17 protein-coding genes are annotated in these 18432 nt (G+C 61.8%); 7 read left to right on the forward strand and 10 right to left on the reverse strand.

Features of this window, described 5'->3' with window-relative positions; genetic code table 11:
* Positions 1 to 144: 144 nt before the first annotated feature.
* Positions 145 to 837 carry a DUF1045 domain-containing protein gene (locus Q4577_RS05080; protein ID WP_303469896.1) on the reverse strand — a complete coding sequence of 231 codons (693 nt, stop codon included), beginning with the start codon at positions 835 to 837 and terminating at the stop codon, positions 145 to 147.
* A gap of 12 nt (positions 838 to 849) precedes the next feature.
* Positions 850 to 1782 carry a LysR family transcriptional regulator gene (locus tag Q4577_RS05085; protein WP_244687274.1) on the reverse strand — a complete coding sequence of 311 codons (933 nt, stop codon included), beginning with the start codon at positions 1780 to 1782 and terminating at the stop codon, positions 850 to 852.
* A gap of 88 nt (positions 1783 to 1870) precedes the next feature.
* Between Q4577_RS05085 and Q4577_RS05090 the strand changes: the two genes are divergently transcribed.
* Entirely contained in the window at positions 1871 to 2842 is a 972-nt protein-coding gene (locus Q4577_RS05090) for an NAD(P)-dependent alcohol dehydrogenase (protein WP_303469894.1), read from the forward strand.
* Between the two features lie 6 nt (positions 2843 to 2848).
* On the opposite strand, the gene Q4577_RS05095 is transcribed toward Q4577_RS05090, so the two are convergent.
* Positions 2849 to 3913 (reverse strand): LacI family DNA-binding transcriptional regulator, encoded by a 1065-nt coding sequence (locus tag Q4577_RS05095; protein ID WP_244687268.1) that lies wholly within the window; start codon positions 3911 to 3913, stop codon positions 2849 to 2851.
* A 125-nt stretch (positions 3914 to 4038) separates the two neighbouring features.
* On the opposite strand from Q4577_RS05095, the gene iolG reads away from it, so the two are divergent.
* Genes iolG through iolB form a run of 6 tightly spaced genes read left to right on the forward strand, consistent with a single transcriptional unit; the run spans position 4039 to position 11809 of the window.
* Complete coding sequence (gene iolG, locus Q4577_RS05100) at positions 4039 to 5049, forward strand: inositol 2-dehydrogenase (protein WP_303469891.1); 1011 nt, start codon at positions 4039 to 4041, stop codon at positions 5047 to 5049.
* On the forward strand, positions 5046 to 6950 hold the full coding sequence (gene iolC, locus Q4577_RS05105) for a 5-dehydro-2-deoxygluconokinase (protein ID WP_303469889.1): 1905 nt from the start codon (positions 5046 to 5048) through the stop codon (positions 6948 to 6950). Before iolG ends, iolC begins: the two co-directional genes overlap by 4 nt.
* 22 nt (positions 6951 to 6972) lie before the next feature.
* Positions 6973 to 8874, forward strand: coding sequence for a 3D-(3,5/4)-trihydroxycyclohexane-1,2-dione acylhydrolase (decyclizing) (gene iolD, locus Q4577_RS05110; protein WP_303469887.1), 1902 nt, complete (start codon positions 6973 to 6975; stop codon positions 8872 to 8874).
* A gap of 3 nt (positions 8875 to 8877) precedes the next feature.
* The gene (gene iolE / locus Q4577_RS05115; protein ID WP_303469886.1) at positions 8878 to 9789 is read left to right on the forward strand and encodes a myo-inosose-2 dehydratase; all 912 of its coding nucleotides are present in this window, start codon (positions 8878 to 8880) and stop codon (positions 9787 to 9789) included.
* Positions 9790 to 9816: 27 nt separating this feature from the next.
* Positions 9817 to 10983: a phytanoyl-CoA dioxygenase family protein gene (locus Q4577_RS05120; RefSeq protein WP_303469884.1), complete on the forward strand. Its 1167-nt coding sequence runs from the start codon at positions 9817 to 9819 to the stop codon at positions 10981 to 10983.
* 19 nt (positions 10984 to 11002) lie between these two features.
* Positions 11003 to 11809: a 5-deoxy-glucuronate isomerase gene (gene iolB / locus Q4577_RS05125; protein ID WP_244687255.1), complete on the forward strand. Its 807-nt coding sequence runs from the start codon at positions 11003 to 11005 to the stop codon at positions 11807 to 11809.
* A gap of 12 nt (positions 11810 to 11821) precedes the next feature.
* On the opposite strand, the gene Q4577_RS05130 is transcribed toward iolB, so the two are convergent.
* From Q4577_RS05130 to Q4577_RS05160, 7 genes are all read right to left on the reverse strand, one after another.
* Entirely contained in the window at positions 11822 to 12751 is a 930-nt protein-coding gene (locus tag Q4577_RS05130; RefSeq protein ID WP_303469883.1) for a ketopantoate reductase family protein, read from the reverse strand.
* A gap of 135 nt (positions 12752 to 12886) precedes the next feature.
* The gene (locus tag Q4577_RS05135; protein WP_303469882.1) at positions 12887 to 13651 is read right to left on the reverse strand and encodes an HpcH/HpaI aldolase/citrate lyase family protein; all 765 of its coding nucleotides are present in this window, start codon (positions 13649 to 13651) and stop codon (positions 12887 to 12889) included.
* Positions 13652 to 13710: 59 nt separating this feature from the next.
* Positions 13711 to 14154, reverse strand: coding sequence for a type II 3-dehydroquinate dehydratase (gene aroQ / locus Q4577_RS05140; protein WP_303469881.1), 444 nt, complete (start codon positions 14152 to 14154; stop codon positions 13711 to 13713).
* Between the two features lie 187 nt (positions 14155 to 14341).
* On the reverse strand, positions 14342 to 15247 hold the full coding sequence (locus tag Q4577_RS05145) for a sugar kinase (RefSeq protein WP_303469879.1): 906 nt from the start codon (positions 15245 to 15247) through the stop codon (positions 14342 to 14344).
* A 444-nt stretch (positions 15248 to 15691) separates the two neighbouring features.
* Positions 15692 to 16705, reverse strand: a complete 1014-nt coding sequence (locus tag Q4577_RS05150; RefSeq protein ID WP_303471656.1) for an aldose epimerase family protein — start codon at positions 16703 to 16705, stop codon at positions 15692 to 15694.
* Positions 16702 to 17307: a 2-dehydro-3-deoxy-6-phosphogalactonate aldolase gene (locus tag Q4577_RS05155; RefSeq protein WP_244687246.1), complete on the reverse strand. Its 606-nt coding sequence runs from the start codon at positions 17305 to 17307 to the stop codon at positions 16702 to 16704. Before Q4577_RS05155 ends, Q4577_RS05150 begins: the two co-directional genes overlap by 4 nt.
* The gene (locus tag Q4577_RS05160) at positions 17304 to 18209 is read right to left on the reverse strand and encodes a 2-dehydro-3-deoxygalactonokinase (RefSeq protein WP_303471653.1); all 906 of its coding nucleotides are present in this window, start codon (positions 18207 to 18209) and stop codon (positions 17304 to 17306) included. The genes Q4577_RS05155 and Q4577_RS05160 overlap by 4 nt, the downstream gene beginning before the upstream one ends.
* Positions 18210 to 18432: the final 223 nt, after the last annotated feature.

Consider the following 18432-nt stretch of genomic DNA (forward strand, 5'->3'; position numbering starts at 1 on the left):
GGACCTGCTCGCGGTTCCTGGTAGACCCGAAGCTAGGAGCGCATTGTTTCGGCAAGGTGACAGATTGTCGGAAATTGCGTGAATTTAGGTTAATTTCCATGGACTTCACGCGGAATCTATGTGCTGCGGCGCGGCGTTGACCTTTTATCCTGTCAATTGCGCACGCCGGATCATGTGAAACCGCCCTGTTTCGCGGTCACCACCAAGCAGCGACAGCGCGTCAATCTGAAACGGCGCGGTCAAATGTGGGGTTAGATGCGTGGTCAGGGCCGCTGTAGTTGCGTCGATCTCATCCCGCCGCAGGGGGCCGGTCAACGTGATATGAAAGCGGAAATCATCCATCACATAGGGGTATCCCCAGGCGGCCAGATTGCTTTCCTGGGTCGGGCTGAGCCGGGTTTGCCGACGGCGGGCCAGTTCGTCGGCATTGGGCGGCGCGCGAAAGTCGTCAAAGTGGCGCACGCAATCTGCGGCCAGATCTGACAGGGCGGCGGTGTCGCCCACGGGGGTCAGCGCCAGAAAGCTGCCAATGCGGGTGATCGCCAACCCGTCGAGGGCAACAGGCGCCCGGGTGGCCGCGAAGGCCGCGACTGCGGCTTCCAGCGCCTCGGCGTCTTGGGCATCTGGACCGGTGGCCAAATGAAACGGCGGTTTGAGCGTGGCATGCGCGCCGTATTTGCGCGGACGTTCGGTCAGCTCTGCCACCGGGCGCGGCAGGTTCGCCAGATCCGGGTGGCTGCGCGCGGTGCCGGTGATGGGATCCCAGCCCAACCAGTCGGCCAAAACCTCGGCCAGGGGACCGGTCGGGGTGAAGTAGAGCGCATAGCGGGCAAACATCAAATGCTCCTGTCAGGTTTGGTCAAATTCGTCTCCGGACGCCAGACGCGCCCGCAAATGCCGTTCCAGTGTGTCCCAGACCAATCGAATGCGGCGGGATGATTGCACTTCGCGGTGGGCCACCAGCCACACCGGATAGGTGATCGGGCCAAAGCCCGGCAGAAGCCGCTCCATCCCCGGTGTCGATTGGCCAAGGAAATCCGGCGCAATGCCAATCGCCACGCCCTGGGTCGCCAATTGCCAATGCACCAGATGGTTGTCGCTGCGAATGGTCAGCATCTCGCGCGTCAGGTGGATGTCAAAGCCGGCAAAGGCCGCAATCATCTGATCCGCCGTATCCATTGCCACGAAATCATGCCCGGCCAGATCGTCAAGACCCTGTGGTGTGCCGCGCCGTGCCAGATAGGCGTCGGAGGCATAAAACCAACCGGTGTCATTGGCGATCCGTTTCCCGATCAGAACCGGATCTTCCGGTTCGGTGTTGCGAATGGCGACATCCGCCTCGCGGCGGCGCAGATCGGTCACGGCATTGGTTGCGGAAATTTCAATGTCCAGACCCGGCGCGGTGTCGCGCAATTCGGCAATCACCGGCGGCAGAAGATAGGCGGCATAGATCTCGGATGCGGTGATGGTGACCTGACCGGCGATCACCTGACTTTGGCCAGAGGCCGCCAGCGACACCTGGGTCGCGGCGTCGCCCATCGCGCGCACGTGGTCGATCAATTCCAACCCCGAGGGCGTCAGCTCCAATCCGCGCCCGGTGCGTTCGAACAGCGCGACGCCAAGCTCGTCTTCCAGCGCGTTGACCTGCCGCCCCAATGTCGGCTGAGCCATGCCAAGGGCGCGGGCCGCAGCCGAAAGCGACCCTTCCTCGGCGGTGACAAGGAACGCCCGCGCGCGGTTCCAATCGAATTTGATGCTGCGCCAATCCATGCGAAACCGCATACCAGCCCTGCTGGATTGGTCAATTCCTATGATGCCGACACAGGGCTATCTTTGCCGCAATCAGAAGGTTTGAAACAGGAGGCCGGCGATGAAAGCGGCAGTGTATTTTGAATACGGTGACAGCAATGTGGTCAGCATCGCGGATCGCCCGCGCCCCGCGCCCGGCCCGGGTGAAATTTTGGTGAAAGTGGCCCATGGCAGCGTGACAACCGCGGATTGGCGGCTGCGCGCGGCGGCCTTTCCCGGTGTTCTGGCGGTGCCGGGGCGGTTGATGTTTGGGCTGCGCCGCCCGCGCCAGCCGGTGCTGGGCAGCGAATTTGCCGGCCATGTTGTGGCGCTGGGCGAGGGCGTGAGCGATTTCGGAGAAGGTCAGGCGGTGTTCGGGTTTGTCATGTCCGGCGCCCATGCGGAATATCTGGTGGTGCGTGCCGATGGCGCGGTCCTGCCTGTGCCAAAGGGGCTGGAGCTGCGCGATGCGGCGGCCCTGCCGTTTGGTGGAGTGTCGGCGCTGGTGTTCCTGCGCGATTATGCCCGGGTCAAGCCGGGGCAAAAGGTGCTGATCATCGGCGCTTCGGGCGGTGTGGGGGCCTATGCGGTGCAGATCGCCCGGATCATGGGGGCAGAGGTGACCGGCGTTGCCTCTGGCGGGAACGAAGCATTGGTGCGCGATCTGGGGGCGGTGGAATTTGTCGATTACCGTCAACAGGATCTGGGCGCTTTGGCGACACGGTTTGACAGTGTGATTGATACCGTGGGCGTGGTCAGTTTTGGCCAAATCAAACATCTGCTGACAGCCAAGGGCGTCTTTGTGCCGTTGAACTTTGGCCTGCGTGAAATCCGCCAGGCGCTTGTCAGTGCGCTGTTCGGCGGGCGGCGGGTGCGCATCGGGGTCAGCGGCGATACCAAAGCGGATCTTGCGGTCCTGGGCCGCTGGGTCACGGACGGGCAGTTGCGCCCGGTGGTCGACCGTCGCTTTGCGCTTAGCGATATTCGCGCCGCCCATGCGCATGTAGAGGGGCGGCATCGCAAGGGCGCGGTGCTTGTGGATATGGTGGCGTGATGGGGCTCAGGCGCTGGACCGCGGGATGAGCTGGCCGGTAAAGGCCTGAAGCGCCAGATCGCCGCGCTGGTTCTGCACCACCTGGACCAGCGCCTCGGCCATTTCGGTCATGGGCTGGCGATAGGTGGTCAGGTCATAGATTGGCGTGCCCGCCAAGGGCACATCGTCAAAGCCGGTGATCGCAATGTCCCCCGGCACCGACAGGCCCAATTCATGGCGCACCGCATCCATTGCGCCAATCGCCATCGCGTCGTTTTCGGCGACAATCACATCCGGCAGGGTCGGGCGTGGCCGCGATCGCAGGGTCTCGGTCACAACCTGATAGGCGCGTGTCGGATCATAAGACCCGACATCGGCCACTTCGGGCGCTGTACCAAAACGTTCCTGCCACAGCGCGACAAAGGTTTCCTTGCGGAACACATGCGCCGATCCGGTGTTGGGCCCGGCCAGAAACAAGGGCCGCCGATAGCCGCGTGAAATCACGTAATCGGTGATGCTGCGCATCGCGACCACATCATCAACACAGATCGAAATGGTATCGGCATTGCCCGAAGCGCGGGCAAACAGGATCAGTTTCTTGACCCGGCGCGCGCCAAGCGCGGTGTGCAGGATCGTGTCATCAAAATTCACCCCGATCAGCACCGCCGCATCGACCCGCCGCTGGCTGGCATTCAGCAGCGCGGTGGGCGCGTCTTCGGTGCCAAGCGTATTGACCAGAAGCGTGTCGATCCCGGCCCGGCGCATCACTGCGGTCAGCCGTTCCAGCATCACCAGCTTGTGCGGATTGTTGAAATCATCCACCAGAACCGCCACCAGGTTGGACCGTTCCGACGCCAGGGACGAGGCCAGAAGATCGGGCACATATCCCAGTTGCTCGGCCGCCTTCATCACCTTGGCACGGGTCTTTTCCGACACGGATGCATTCATCTTGAAGGCGCGGGTCACGGTCCAGCGCGACACGCCTGCGATCTCGGCGACATCATCGGCCGTCACCGGTCCATTGGGGTTCACACGTCTGTTTGGCACCCGGGCGGCGGCGTCACTTGTTGGGGGATCAGATTTGTGCGGCACGCTGCGTTCCTTGGGTTGCGGGCATAGGTAACCACATTCTGCACGCGCGTGCAACTTAACCTTGCACGCGCGTGCAGGGTTTGCCATCTTGCCGCCAGTCACGTCAGATTCGCAGGGAGAGCAGGATGTTGAAAGTCGGTCTTTTGGGGGCGGGGCGGATTGGCAATGTGCATGCGCGCGCCATTACGGCGCATGGCGGCAGCACGCTTGTTGCGGTGTCGGATGTTTTCACGGAAAACGCCGACAGGCTGGCGGCTGAATTTAACTGTGATGCGCGCAGTTCCGAGGAGATCATAGCAGATCCTGCGATTGACGCCGTTTTGATCGCCACCTCGACCGACACCCATTCCGACCTGATCGAAGCGGCCACTGCGGCGGGCAAGGCGGTGTTGTGCGAAAAGCCGGTCGATCTTTCGCTGGCGCGTGCGCAGGCCTGTCTGGCGGCCACCAGGGACAGCGGCATGCCGGTGATGATCGGGTTCAACCGGCGGTTCGATCCCAACTTTGGCGCGTTGAAAACCGCATTGGACGCGGGCGAGATCGGCAAGGCCGAGCTGTTGTCGATCACCTCTTTCGATCCGGCGCCGCCGCCGGTCAGCTATATCAAGGTGTCCGGCGGGCTGTTCCGCGACATGATGATCCATGATTTCGACATGGCGAATTTCCTGATGGGCGATGCGCCGGTCACCATCAGCGCGGTTGGCACATCAGTTGTCGATCCGGCGATTGGTGCGGCGGGGGATGTCGATACGGCCGTTGTCACCCTGACCTATGGTGATGGGCGCATCGCGGTGATCAAGAATTCGCGGCGTGCGGTCTATGGCTATGATCAGCGGGTTGAATTGTTGGGCTCGGACGGTTTGCTACAGGCGCAGAACATGCTGGAAAACACCGTGGTGAAATCGACCACGGCGGGCGTAACCGGGGCCAAACCCACCTATTTCTTTCTGGAACGCTACATGCCGGCCTATGTGGCGGAATGGGATGCCTTTGTGACGGCGGTGACAGGCGGCGGCGCGCTGCCGGTCGATCTGGCGGACGGGGTTGCCGCGCTGGCCATGGCCGAGGCCGCAACCAAATCCAGGGCAATTGGCGCTCCGGTGGCTTTGGCCGAAATACTGGGAGCGGCGCAATGACCAAGGCGCTGGACCTGATCACCATTGGGCGGTCGTCGGTCGACCTGTACGGTGCCCAGATTGGCGGGCGGCTGGAGGACATGCGGTCGTTTGACAAATACATCGGCGGCTCGCCCACCAATATCGCGGCTGGCACGGCGCGGTTGGGCCTGAAGTCGGCGCTGATCACCGGGGTGGGTGACGAACATATGGGGCGCTTCATCCGCGAAGAGCTGGTGCGCGAAGGCGTCGATGTACGGGGCGTGAAAACCGACCCGGAGCGGCTGACCGCGCTGGTGCTGTTGGGCATCCGCGATCAGGAACAATTCCCGCTGATCTTCTACCGCGAAAACTGTGCCGACATGGGCCTGACCGAGGCTGACATCGACCCGGATTTCATCCGCGAGGCGCGCGCCGTTGTGTCGACCGGCACGCATCTCAGCAACCCTCAGGTCGAGGCCGCGACGCTCAAGGCGCTGAACATCGCCCGCGATGCGGGGATGCAGACCGCGTTGGATATTGATTACCGCCCGAACCTTTGGGGTGTGGCGGGCCATGGCGATGGCGAGAGCCGCTTTGTCGAAAGCGCCGCCGTCACCGCCAAGCTGCAATCGACATTGCATCTGTTTGACCTGATCGTCGGGACCGAGGAAGAATTCCACATTGCGGGCGGCACCACCGATACCATTGCCGCGTTGCGGGCGGTGCGTGCGGTTTCGGGCGCGACGCTGGTGTGCAAACGTGGCGCGGCGGGGGCGGTGGCCTTTACCGGTGATATTCCCGACAATCTCGATGATGGCGAGGCCGGCCCCGGTTTTCCGATCGAGGTGTTCAATGTGCTGGGGGCCGGCGATGGTTTCATGTCCGGTCTGCTCAAGGGGTGGCTGGACGGTGAAAACTGGCCCACTGCGCTGAAATACGCCAATGCCTGTGGCGCCTTTGCGGTGTCGCGCCATGGCTGCACCCCGGCCTATCCCAGTTGGGAGGAGATGCAGTTCTTCTTTGATCGCGGTATTAATAATCCGGCATTGCGTCATGATGCCGAGCTGGAGCAGGTGCATTGGGCCACCAACCGCAAGGCCGATTGGTCCAATATCCGCATCTTTGCCTATGATCACCGCATGCAGCTGGAGGATCTGGACGGCGCGACCAAGGAAAAGATCGGCCAGTTCAAGCAGCTCTGTCTTGCGGCCACCCAAAAGGTGGCGGGCGATCAGCCGGGCTATGGTCTGCTTTGCGATGGTCGTCTGGGGCGGGATGCGCTCTATCAAACCGCCGGAACCGGGCTTTGGGTCGGGCGTCCGGTTGAATGGCCGGGGTCGCGTCCGCTTGTTCTGGAACCGGAAATCGGGCCGGATTTTGGCGGGCTGGTTGAATGGCCGCGCGATCAGGTGGTCAAGGTCCTGTGCTTTGCCCATCCCGACGATGATGACGCGATGTGGGCCAGCCACGAACAAACCGTGCTGCGCCTGTTCCATGCCTGTCGCCGCAATGATCTGGAGTTTCTGCTCGAGGTGATCCCGTCGAAATGCGGCCCCGTAGAAGACGACACAACCGCGCGGGTGATCCAGCGGTTCTATGACCTTGGGATCTATCCCGATTGGTGGAAGCTGGAGCCGATGCTGACGCCGGAGGCCTGGACCATCACCTGTGATACTATTGTGAAAAACGACGCCAACACGCGGGGGATCGTGATTCTGGGGCTTGGCGAAAGCGAAGGCAAACTGGCGGCCAGTTTCCGGATCGCGGCGCAATATCCGCTGGTCAAAGGGTTTGCCGTCGGGCGGACGATCTTTGCCGAAAGCGCCGTAAAATGGATGAAAGGCGCGCTTAGCGATGCCGATGCCATCGACACCATGGCGGGTAATTTCGCGCGGCTCTGTGACCATTGGGACAACGCCAAGAAAAGCGCGCGCAGCTGACGCGGGCAGGGGAGGACATGACATGACCGGAACAATCAGACTGACCGCCGCGCAGGCGATGGTGCGCTATATCGAGGCGCAGATGACTGAAGCTGCGCCCTCAAGCAGCGAAGCGGTAGGGCAAAAACCCGAACGTTTCATCGAGGGCTGCTGGGCAATTTTCGGCCATGGCAATGTGGCGGGCATCGGTGAGGCGCTGCAAGGTGCCAAAGACCGCTTTCCCACATGGCGCGGCCACAATGAACAGACAATGGCCCATGCGGCGATTGCCTATGCCAAGCAGAGCGGGCGCAAAAAGGCGATGGCGGTCACCTCCTCTATTGGTCCGGGCGCGGCCAATATGGTGACGGCGGCCGCATTGGCGCATGTGAACCGTATTCCCGTGCTGCTTATCCCCGGCGATGTCTTTGCCAATCGCGGCCCCGATCCGGTCTTGCAACAGATCGAGGATTGGGGCGACGGCACTGTCACGGTCAACGACACCTTCAAACCGGTCAGCCGTTATTTCGACCGCATCACCAGACCCGAGCATTTGCTCACAGCATTGCCGCGCGCCTTTCGCACCATGACCGACCCGGCAGAATGCGGGCCTGTCACGCTGGCCTTTTGTCAGGATGTTCAGGCCGAGGCATTCGATTATCCCGAAAGCTTCTTTGCGCCCAAGATCTGGCGGCAACGCCGGATGCGCCCGGATGCGCATGAATTGGCCGAGGTTGCAGAGATCATTCGCGCCGCGCGCCGCCCGGTGATCGTCGCGGGCGGGGGTGTACATTATTCCGATGCCACCGAGGCGCTGGCAGACTTTGCCACCACGCATCATATCCCGGTGGTCGAAACGCAGGCCGGGAAATCCGCCCTGCCATGGGATCATCAGCTGAACCTTGGCCCGATTGGTGTCACGGGGGGCACAGCGGCCAATACCGTCTGCGCCGAGGCGGATGTCGTCATTGGCGTTGGCACAAGGTTTCAGGATTTCACCACCGGGTCCTGGGGCTTGTTCGCCAACCCGCACCGCAGGCTGATCTCACTCAACGTTGCGGCCTATGATGCGATGAAACACGGGGCCGCGCCGCTTCAGTCCGATGCGCGTGTCGGCCTTGTGGAATTGGGGGCGCAGCTGGCGGGGTACAAATCGCCGGGCCGCATCGACGGGCTGAAAGAGGATTGGTTTGCCTTGGTCGACCCGCTGACCGCCGCGCCAGATACCCCCTCAAGCAACGAAGCGGTCGGGGCACACAACAACCCGAACGCGCTGGCCACGGATATGCAGGTCGTGGGCGCGGTGCAACGCGCCGCCACCGATGAAACCGTCGTAATGTGCGCCGCCGGCACCATGCCGGGTGAGCTGCACAAATTGTGGAAATCGGGAAAACCCGGGTCTTATCACATGGAATACGGCTTTAGCTGCATGGGCTACGAGATTGCCGGCGCCATGGGCATCAAAATGGCCCAGCCCGAACGCGATGTGGTCTGCTTTACCGGGGACGGCACCTATATGATGGCGAATTCGGAAATGGCCACCGCCGCGATGATGGGGATCAGCTTTACCGTTGTGATCACCGACAACCGCGGATTTGGCTGTATCAACCGGCTGCAAATGGGCACAGGCGGGGCAGAGTTCAACAATCTTCTGCAACACACGATTCAGGCGCAACCCTCTGCCATCGACTTTGCCGCCCATGCGGCGTCGATGGGGGCCACATCGGTCAAGGTCGGCTCGATTGACGAGCTGGAAAGCGCATTGGCCAAACGTCATGCGGTGAAAGGGCCCTATGTGATCGTGATCGACACCGACCCCTATCCCAGCACCGAACATGGCGGCACCTGGTGGGAGGTCGGCGTGCCGGAAGTATCTGAACGCGACGCGGTCAATGCGGCGCGTGCCAGCTTCGACATTCAGAAGAAAACCCAACGGGCGGATTAAGCGATGAGCATCAAAATCGGGATTTCCCCCATTGCCTGGCAGAACGATGATTTGCCGGATCTGACCGCTGATTTCACCATGGAACAGGCGCTGCGCGAGTCGCGCGAAATCGGCTATACCGGTGTTGAACGGGGCCGACGGATGCCGCAGGACACCGACGGTCTGCGCAGCTATCTGGAGGCCAATGACATTGCGCTTTGCGGCGGTTGGTGCAGCGGCAATCTGATGGTCAATTCCGTGGAGGAGGAGATCGCGGCGATCAAGGCGCAGGTTGCTCAGTTCGTGGCGCTGGATTCGCCCTGTCTGGTCTATGCGGAATGTTCGAATACGGTACAGGGCGACATCGCCACCCCGGTGAACAACCGCCCCAAGCTCGGCCGGGACGAGGTCATGGCCTATGGCGCGAAGCTCAGCGAAGTGGCGAAATGGATGGCGGATCAGGGCATGGTCCTAGCCTATCACCACCATATGGGCAGCATGATCGAAGATCAGGACGACATTGATGCGCTGATGCAGGGGGCATCGCCCGAGGTCACATTGCTGTACGACACCGGGCATTTGCATTTTGGCGGTGCGGATGTCCTCGGCACGCTCGACAGATGGGGTGACCGGGTGAAACATGTGCATTTCAAGGATGTGCGCGATCCCGTGGTCCGCGCGATCCGCGCCGGTAACAAAAGCTTTCTGGATGGGGTGATCGCCGGGGCGTTCACCGTGCCGGGCGACCCTGAAGGCGTTATTGATTTTCAATCCGTGGCCAACCGGCTGGCGGCGATGGATTACGATGGCTGGATTGTGGTCGAGGCCGAACAAGACCCGGCCAAGGCCAACCCGAAAGTTTATTCCAAACTGGGGTATGACACGATTGTTGCGACCTGCGCCAAGGCCGGGTTGGAGATCGCCGGGCGGGGCTGAGGATCTGCAGATATTGGGAGGTATCGCATGAAACACAGGGTCTATTTCGACGCAGGCGACTGTAACATCGACGATTTTGCGCAGCTGACGGGCCGGGTGTTGCCGCCGGAAGATGTGCCGCAGGTCGCCGATATTGTGTCAAATGTTCCGATCTACGACATGGCCGCTTTGGGCGCGGCGCTGGGCGATCCCGAGGGGCGGATGGCGCTAAAGGGCGAATGGGCACATGTATTGGGGGCGCTGTCCGGTGTGCTTGTCTTGCGCGGGGCCTATGCGGACAGCGCGCCAATTGATGCCGCGACCAAGGTCTATGAGGCAATCATTGCCGACGAACGGGCCGCAAGCGGTGGCAAATCCGATCATTTTGCCGCCAAGGGCGCGAATGACCGGATCTGGAATTCGCTGCAAAAGCTGTGTCAGGCCGCACCAGAGGTCTTTGCCCGCTACTTTGGCAATGATGCAATTGCGGCGGTCTGCGAGGCCTGGTTGGGTGCCGGATACCAGATGTCGGCGCAGGTCAATCTGGTCCGCCCCGGCGGCGGCGCACAAACGGCGCATCGCGACTATCACCTCGGGTTCCAGACCGGGGATGTGGCCCTGCAATATCCCGCCCATATGCATGATCTTTCCCCGGTTCTGACGTTGCAGGGGGCCGTGGCACATTGCGACATGCCGGTGGACAGCGGGCCGACGAAATTGCTGCCGTTCTCGCAATTGTACCGCCCCGGGTATCTGGCTTATCGCCAACCGGCCTTCAGCGAATTCTTTGAACAACATTATGTGCAACTGCCGCTGGCAAAGGGGGATGCGCTGTTCTTCAACCCGGCATTGTTCCACGGGGCCGGCGAAAACCGCAGCACGGATATTCACCGCATGGCCAATCTGTTGCAGATCTCGTCGCCCTTTGGTCGCGCGATGGAGGTGATCGACCGCGACGGCATGTGCCGCGCGCTTTATCCGGTGGTTCAGAATTTGCGCGCGACAGGGGCGTTAAGCGACGTGGAAAGCGCGGCGGCGATTGCGGCTGCGGCCGAGGGCTATTCCTTTCCCACCAATCTCGACAGTGATCCGCCAACCGGCGGGCTGGCACCGGAAACCATGGCGGCGCTTTTTGCCCGCGCCCTTGCCGATGGGACAGGGCCTGCGGATTTCAACGCGGCACTGGATAGACATGCGGCGCGTCGGCGCGCCTGAAACCAAAAGAGGATACGACATGCCCGAACTTCTGCGCAAACCCTTTGGCACCCACGGCAAGGTACATGACATCACCCCGGCAAATGCCGGTTGGCGCTATGTCGGCTTCGCGCTCTATCATTTGCGCGCGGGCGAAACCGCGGCAGAGGCGACGGGCGACACCGAGGTGATCCTTGTCATGGTCGAAGGCAAGGCCGCGATCACCGCTGCGGGGCAGGATTGGGGTGTGCTGGGCGAGCGGATGAATGTGTTTGAGAAAACCCCGCCGCATTGTCTCTATGTGCCGAATGATCAGGAGTGGTCATTGGTGGCCGAAACCGATTGCACCGTGGCGGTCTGTGCCGCGCCGGGCAAGGGCGGGCATGCAGCGCGCCGGATTGGCCCGGACGGCATCACCCTGACCCAGCGGGGCAAGGGCAACAATACCCGCCACATCAACAATATCGCGATGGAAGGCGAAGATTACTGTGACAGCCTTTTGGTGACCGAGGTCTTCACACCCGATGGCAATTGGTCGTCCTATCCCAGCCACCGCCATGACGTCGACGATTATCCCGATATCACCTATCTCGAAGAGACCTATTATCACCGGCTGAACCCGGCGAACGGCTTTGGCATCCAGCGGGTCTATACCGAGGATGGCACCCTGGACGAGACGATGGCGGTCAAGGACGGTGACGTGGTGCTGGTGCCGCGCGGGCATCACCCCTGCGGCGCGCCTTATGGGTTTGAGATGTATTACCTCAACGTCATGGCCGGCCCGTTGCGCAAATGGCGGTTTCAGGCCGATCCGGCGGTGCAATGGATCATGGACCGCGACGCATAAGGTCCGGGCGGTCTAGCCCTTGGGCAAAAGCGGATCTGCGATGGGGCGAAGGGCGGCGTAAAGCACCGAATGTATCGGGGTTGGCACGCCGTGCTTTTCGCCCAATCGCACCAGATCGCCGCTCAGATATTCATGTTCCAGCGGTTTGCCGTTGCGCAGGTCGTCCAGCATCGAGGCATGCATCGTGTCCGGCAATTGCGCCACAAACCCCCGCATGGTGTCGAGCGCCCCATCCGGCATGTCCGGGCGCACGGCCTTGGCCACGTCAAAGGCCTCTTGCACGGCGGCCTGAAACAGCGCCCAGGAGGCCGGATTGTTGCGCAAGGGGCCAATGTCCAGCCGGGTTAACGTGGTCATCGAGGCCAGGGTGGATTGGCTGCAAAATTTCATCCAGAGATCGGTCAGAATATTGTCATGCAGCACAGGCGAGGTCCCGGCCTCGGCCAGTGCATCACGCAGATCCTCACACCGGCGCGTCGTGCCGCCCTCGGGTTCGCCAAAGGTCAGCATATCCAGCGGGGCGGAATGGGTGATGACCCCCGGCGCGGTGATCGCACCGGGAATGCGGGCGACGCCGGGCACGACATGTTGCTTGCCGATAATGGCCGCCAGCCGCTCCCATGCGGTGATGCCGTTCTGGCAGGTGACCACCATGGTGTCGGCCGCGATCATCGGCTTGATCGCGGTTGCGGCGGTTTCCACGTCGATGTTCTTGACCATGAACAGGATCACATCGACCTGACCGACGTCGCCGGGTGTCGCGGTCGCGCGGATGTCTTTCAGATGCGCATCGCCCTTGGGGCTGTTGATGATCAATCCATTGTCGCGCAGCGCCGCCAGATGCGCCCCGCGTGCAATCAGGGTGACGTCATGCCCGGCCTGCGCCAATCGCCCGCCGAAATATCCCCCCAGCGCGCCTGCGCCCATCACTGCAATTTTCATCTTTCATCCTCCTTGCCGGACCAATGAAAGTATTGCGGTTTGTCGATGGCAAGGAAAGGGGGCTGTCGTTGGCGCCCCATAGATCCAAGCTCGACCAGCGCAGGTGCGCTGGTCAAGATGTTGCGGGTCTTGACCCTAAGACGCCCATTCTGCGGCACGTGCCGCTGCACCCTGGCGCAGTGTAATACCGTCCACATCCACCGCAATGAACTGGCTGCCGGCTTCGGCGGCCTCTCGCAACAATGGTTGATCCAAGGACAGGATTCCGGGGGGCAGGCCCGCGGCCTTGATCCGGCGTGTCGCATCCAGGATGGCGGCCTTGACCTCTGGGTGGGACGGCTCGCCCAGATACCCCATGGAGGCGGCGAGATCGGCCGGCCCGATGAAGATACCGTCAACACCTTCGACCGCTGCAATGGCTTCGATCTGTTCCAGCGCCTCTTGGGTTTCGCATTGTACCAACAGGCAAATTTCCTCATGCGCGTGTTTGGCATAGTCTTTGACCGCGCCATAACGGGTGGCACGGGTGGCGCCGGCCACGCCGCGAATGCCTTCGGGCGGATAGCGCACAGCGGCCACGGCGGCGCGTGCCTCTTCTGCGTTCTGAACATATGGGATCAACAGGCTTTGCGCGCCGCAATCCAGCAGCTTCTTGATTTCGACCGGGTTGTTCCAGCCGGGGCGCACGATTGTCGTGACCGGATAGGCCGACGCCGCCTGCATCAGGGACACTGTGTCCTCTGGCCCCATGGCCGAATGTTCGGTGTCGATCAGGATCCAGTCATAGCCGCATCCTGCAAGCAATTCGACAACCCCGTTGTTGGGAATTGTGTTCCAGATCCCGATCTGGCGTCGCCCTTCTTTCAATGCGGCCTTGAAGGCATTTTTGGGCAAATTCATTGGCGCTCTCCTCTGCGTCGTTTGATGGGCGGGACTTTGGCGGTAGTCGGGCGGTGGGCTTATGTGGCCGGGCTGAAATCCAGCTGACAGACACGGCGCACCGCAGCGGCATAGCCTTCGGTGCCCAATCCGGCGATCACCGCGTCGGCGCGCAGCGAGACATAGGAATGATGGCGGAACGACTCGCGTTTATGGACCTGGCTGATATGCACTTCGATCACCGGCGGATCATAGGTGTTCAACGCATCCAGGATCGCCACCGACGTATGGGTGAAAGCGCCGGGATTGATCACGATGCCGGCGGTGGTTTCGCGGGCCTGATGAATCCAGTCGATGATCTGACCTTCGTGATTGGATTGGAACAATTGCACGTCAAAGCCTTCGGCACAGGCAGAGGTGCAAAGTTTCAACACGTCGTCCAGCGTTTCATGGCCATAAATCTGTGGCTGGCGTTTGCCCAGAAGGTTCAGGTTGGGGCCGTTGAGAAGATAAATCGTTTTCACGTGACTGCCTGTTGTCAAAGTTTGGGGGCGTCTTTGGGGCGCACGGGGCGCAGACCAAAGACGGGGCGGAATGCAGTTTGGTCCATCGACCAGCGTATGGCGCTATTTGGCAGGGGCAGGCGGGGTTGGGCAAGCGGCAATCCGATTTTTCGAACGATGGCGGCATGGTCCCCGCCGGCCCCCGGCCTCAGGTGGCAACAATCGCCCCTTTTGCGCCAATGACCTTGCTCGCCAGATCATGACCGGATTGCATGGACCGGATCAGATCGCCCCCAGACAGGCGAGCGGCCAGAAAACCGGCATTGAAACTGTCGCCTGCGGCGGTGGTGTCGACAACGGAGGTCGCGGGTTCAAACCGTGGCGGGATGACAGAGGGATCAAGGCTGGCCGGTCCTTCGGCACCGCGTTTTAATGCGCCATCCTCACAACCATAGCTGCGCAACCGTGTCAGCACCGCCTCTGGTGTGGCATCGCCGAAAATTGCCATTTCATCATCCACCGACGGCAGGGCAATATCGGTTCGATGCCACATGTCCCGGTTGATCTGGCGCGCGGTGTCCTGACTGTCCCACAGGGCGGGGCGGTAGTTGCTGTCATAGACCAGCCGCACGCCCTTTGTGCGCAGATCATCGAGCGCCGAGATCAACCGCGCCCGGCTGTCCGGCGGCAGGATCGCCATGGAAATTCCGGTCACAAGGATCACATCCATCGCCGCCAGCCGATCCAGCCCGACCACACATGGTTCGGTAAAGAGCGTGCGCGCCGCGCTGTCCGAGCGCCAATAGGTAAAGCTGCGTTCGCCGCTGGCATCGGTTTCAATCGCATAGAGACCCGGCGATTTGTCGTCGCGCCGTTCGATCAGGCCGGTGCCAACGCCATGCGCCTGCATATGGTCGATAATGCGATCCGAGAACCGATCCGTGCCCAAAGCCGTGACAAATGAGACCTCGGCCTCGGGCAACATCCGCGCCAGATAGACGGCGGTGTTATAGCTGTCACCTGCGACATTGATCTCCGCGCGGTCGACGCCTTCGGCGACAAGTTCAATCATCACTTCGCCAATACAGGCAATCTTCAGCGGTTGGGCAGGCATCTTTGGTCTCCGAAAGTGGGGGTCATGGGGCGTATTGGATCAATTGGGCGGGTGTCGGCGCCAGTGTGGTGGCAGCGGCTGACCTTGCCCGAAATGCCATCGTGGCCGCATTGATCATGCGTGCAGCCCCCGATCAGGGGGGTGGATCGTGGCAAGGGGGTGGGTCACAGGCTGTCCAATTTGGTCATACCAAAGCCCCATACAAGAAATGAAGCGGGGGGTACAATACCCGCGCCCCACCAGCACCCGACCATCGCCCCGAAATTTGGAATGCCGACATGTCGGCGGACGGGCCGATAGGGGGATGAACAGGAGGGGTAAACAGGGGGGATAAACTAGGGGGGGGAACAAACTGGGCGTAACAACAGCGGTCAGAATTGGCCGCGCGCCTTGCCGGTTGGCTGGGCCTGCCGCGGGGGCAGACCCAAAATGCATAGCGGACCGCTAGGCGCTGGCGGTCTCTGACCGGTCAAAGACATACCGCACCTGATGGTGATAGCTCTCACCCGGGCGCAGGATCGTGTCGGGATAGGTGGGCCGGTTTGGCGCATCGGGCCAGCTTTGGGTTTCCAATGCCAACCCGGCGTGCGGGCCATAGCGCCGCCCGTCAAACCCGCTCAGACCTGCGGCGGGAAAGGTCGCCGCGCCATAGACCTGCAATCCCGGTTCGGTGGTTTCCACCCGCATTTTCACGCCGGATGTCGCGCCGGTCAAATTGGCAACCGGGTGACAGGTGCGCCGGGCCGTGGCCAGACAGAAATTATGGTCAACCTGGCTGTGGCCAAGCGCCCGTGCAGCGCGGAAATCAAACGCGGTTCCGGCCAGTGCATCGGGCGCGCCCAGCGGGATCATTTCGGCGTCGACCGGCAGATAGGTCTCTGCCGCGACCTGCAACAGATGGTCCGCGATATCGGCGCTGCCATCCAGATTGAAATAGCCATGATGGGCAAAGGAACAGGGCGTCGCGGCATCACTCGTCGCGCGGATATCCATCGCTAGGACACCATCACCGGGCAGGGCGATTGTCGCCATCACCTGCATTGCGCCGGGAAATCCCATCTCGCCATCAGCCAGATCCAGACGCAATTCAACTGCATCTTCCTTGAGCGCAGCCACCTCCCACACCCGCGATGCGGTGCCGTCACTGCCGCCATGCAGGCAATGTTTGCCAAGGAAATTGCGATCCACCTGATGGGGCGTGCCGTCGATCACAAAGGCCCCGCCGGCGATCCGATTGGCAAACCGGCCGACGATGGCACCGAAATAGAGCATGTCATCCAGATAGGGGGCAAAATCCGAACTGCCCAGAACCAGCGGATGGGCGACCCCGTCCAGCCGCAGATCCTGAATTCGCGCGCCATGGGTCAAGACCCGGGCCGTCAGCCCGCCGCCGCGCAGAGTGATCTGCGCGACGGGGGTGCCATCCGGCATATTGGCGAAATGCGCGGCGTTGGTCATCCTTTGGTCGCGTCATAGGCCGCGACGATTTCCTCTGCTTTTGCGCGCACATCGGATGCGGTGAACCCTGGCTTGTACACGCCAGAGCCGATGCCGAAGCCGGTGACACCCGCCGCAAACCACTCTGCGAAACTGTCAGGTCCGGCACCGCCAACGGCATAGGTTTTGGTCCCTGTGGGCAGCACGGCCGAAATGGCCGCCAGACCCGCAGGTTGCACCAGAAAGGCCGGGAAGAATTTCAATCCATCCGCGCCATGGCGCAGAGCGGTGAAACATTCCGTCGGGCTGATCACGCCGGGATAGGACAACATGCCAAGCGCCTTGGTCCGGTCGATCACATCCGGGTTGCAATCGGGCGAGACCACCAATGTGCCGCCGACGCCATGGATTTGATCCACCTGTTCCGGTTTCAGAACGGTGCCGGCACCCACGGTGGCCTGACCGGCCAGCTCTTTGGCCAGAATCCCGATTGAAGTGATCGGATCGGGTGAATTCAGCGGCACTTCGATGCGGTCGATGCCCGCGTCAACCAATGCGCGGCCAATGTCGAGAACTTCGTCCGGGGTGACACCCCGTAGAATGGCGATGATTTCGCGGCTCATGTGTCAGACTCCTTAAATGCGGCTTTCAATCCGGCAAGCGCGATATCGTCGCCCACCAATTCGCGGGCAGGGGCGCCCGCCATGTCCAGTGCCGCGCGATACAGCGCGGTCAGTTTCGGGTCGCCGACAATCGCGATGTCGCGGCCCAGCCAATAGGCGCGTGAACCCGCCAGTTCCAATCCCAGCAACATGCCGGACAGGCGCGCCCGCGAGACGTCTGCGGGGGTATCATTGACCAATGTGCCAGCCCGCAACGAGAACAACCAGGTGGTCAGGTTTTGCGGCGACGACAATGCGTCGTTCACGCCGTCACGAAACGCCGCATCGTCCCAGCCGTCACCGCCGACCGAGAAGCGCAGCACGGAATGGCGCGACAACAGGGCAAAAAGTTCGCCGGTCATGAAGGTGCGGAAACTGACCATCTCGCGCGCGCTGACATGCACCCATTTGGTATGGGTGCCGGGCAGGCACAGAACACCGTCGAAATCCGGGTTGTCCGCCAGGAAACCGGCGATCTGGGTCTCTTCGCCGCGCATCACATCCGGCGGGTCCATCTGTTTCACACCCGGCAGGATACGCACATCAAGACGGGGATCGCTGACCTCCGGGCGCGCCGCTTCGGCCAGGCCGGGGGCGGTGCAGGGGGTCGCCACATAGGGCGCTTCGATCCAGCCCTGACGCGCGCCGACCATGCCGCAGGCAATGACCGGCACCTTGCCGGATTGCGGCAGGTAAGAGCCGACCAGATCCAGCAGCGCCGGTTCAAATCCTTCGCGGGTCAGGACACCCATCCCCTGATCAGAGGTCGGTGTTGCGATCACAGTGTCGTCCGGCCCGATCACCCAGGCACGCATATTCGAGGTGCCCCAATCGACCGCGATCCAGCTAGCTATGTCTGTCAATTGGTAATTCCCCTTTGCCTAATATGACCTGAAAACCTGGCGTTCTAGTATCCCGGTTTTCGCGTTCGCCTGTCCAATCTTCGGCGGCGTTTGTCGGACAGATCCCCGGTGGTGGCAAGGGCGCACAAAGCAATTTGTCGCAGAGTGTGTCGTCGCTTTTGCGGTGGCTTTTGGGGGATCGTTCGCGGCGTGCGCGTTGACAATGGGGAGGCGACCAAGCCCT

Source organism: Marinovum sp. 2_MG-2023 (assembly GCF_030548265.1).
In the GTDB taxonomy this organism is placed as follows: Bacteria; Pseudomonadota; Alphaproteobacteria; order Rhodobacterales; family Rhodobacteraceae; genus Marinovum.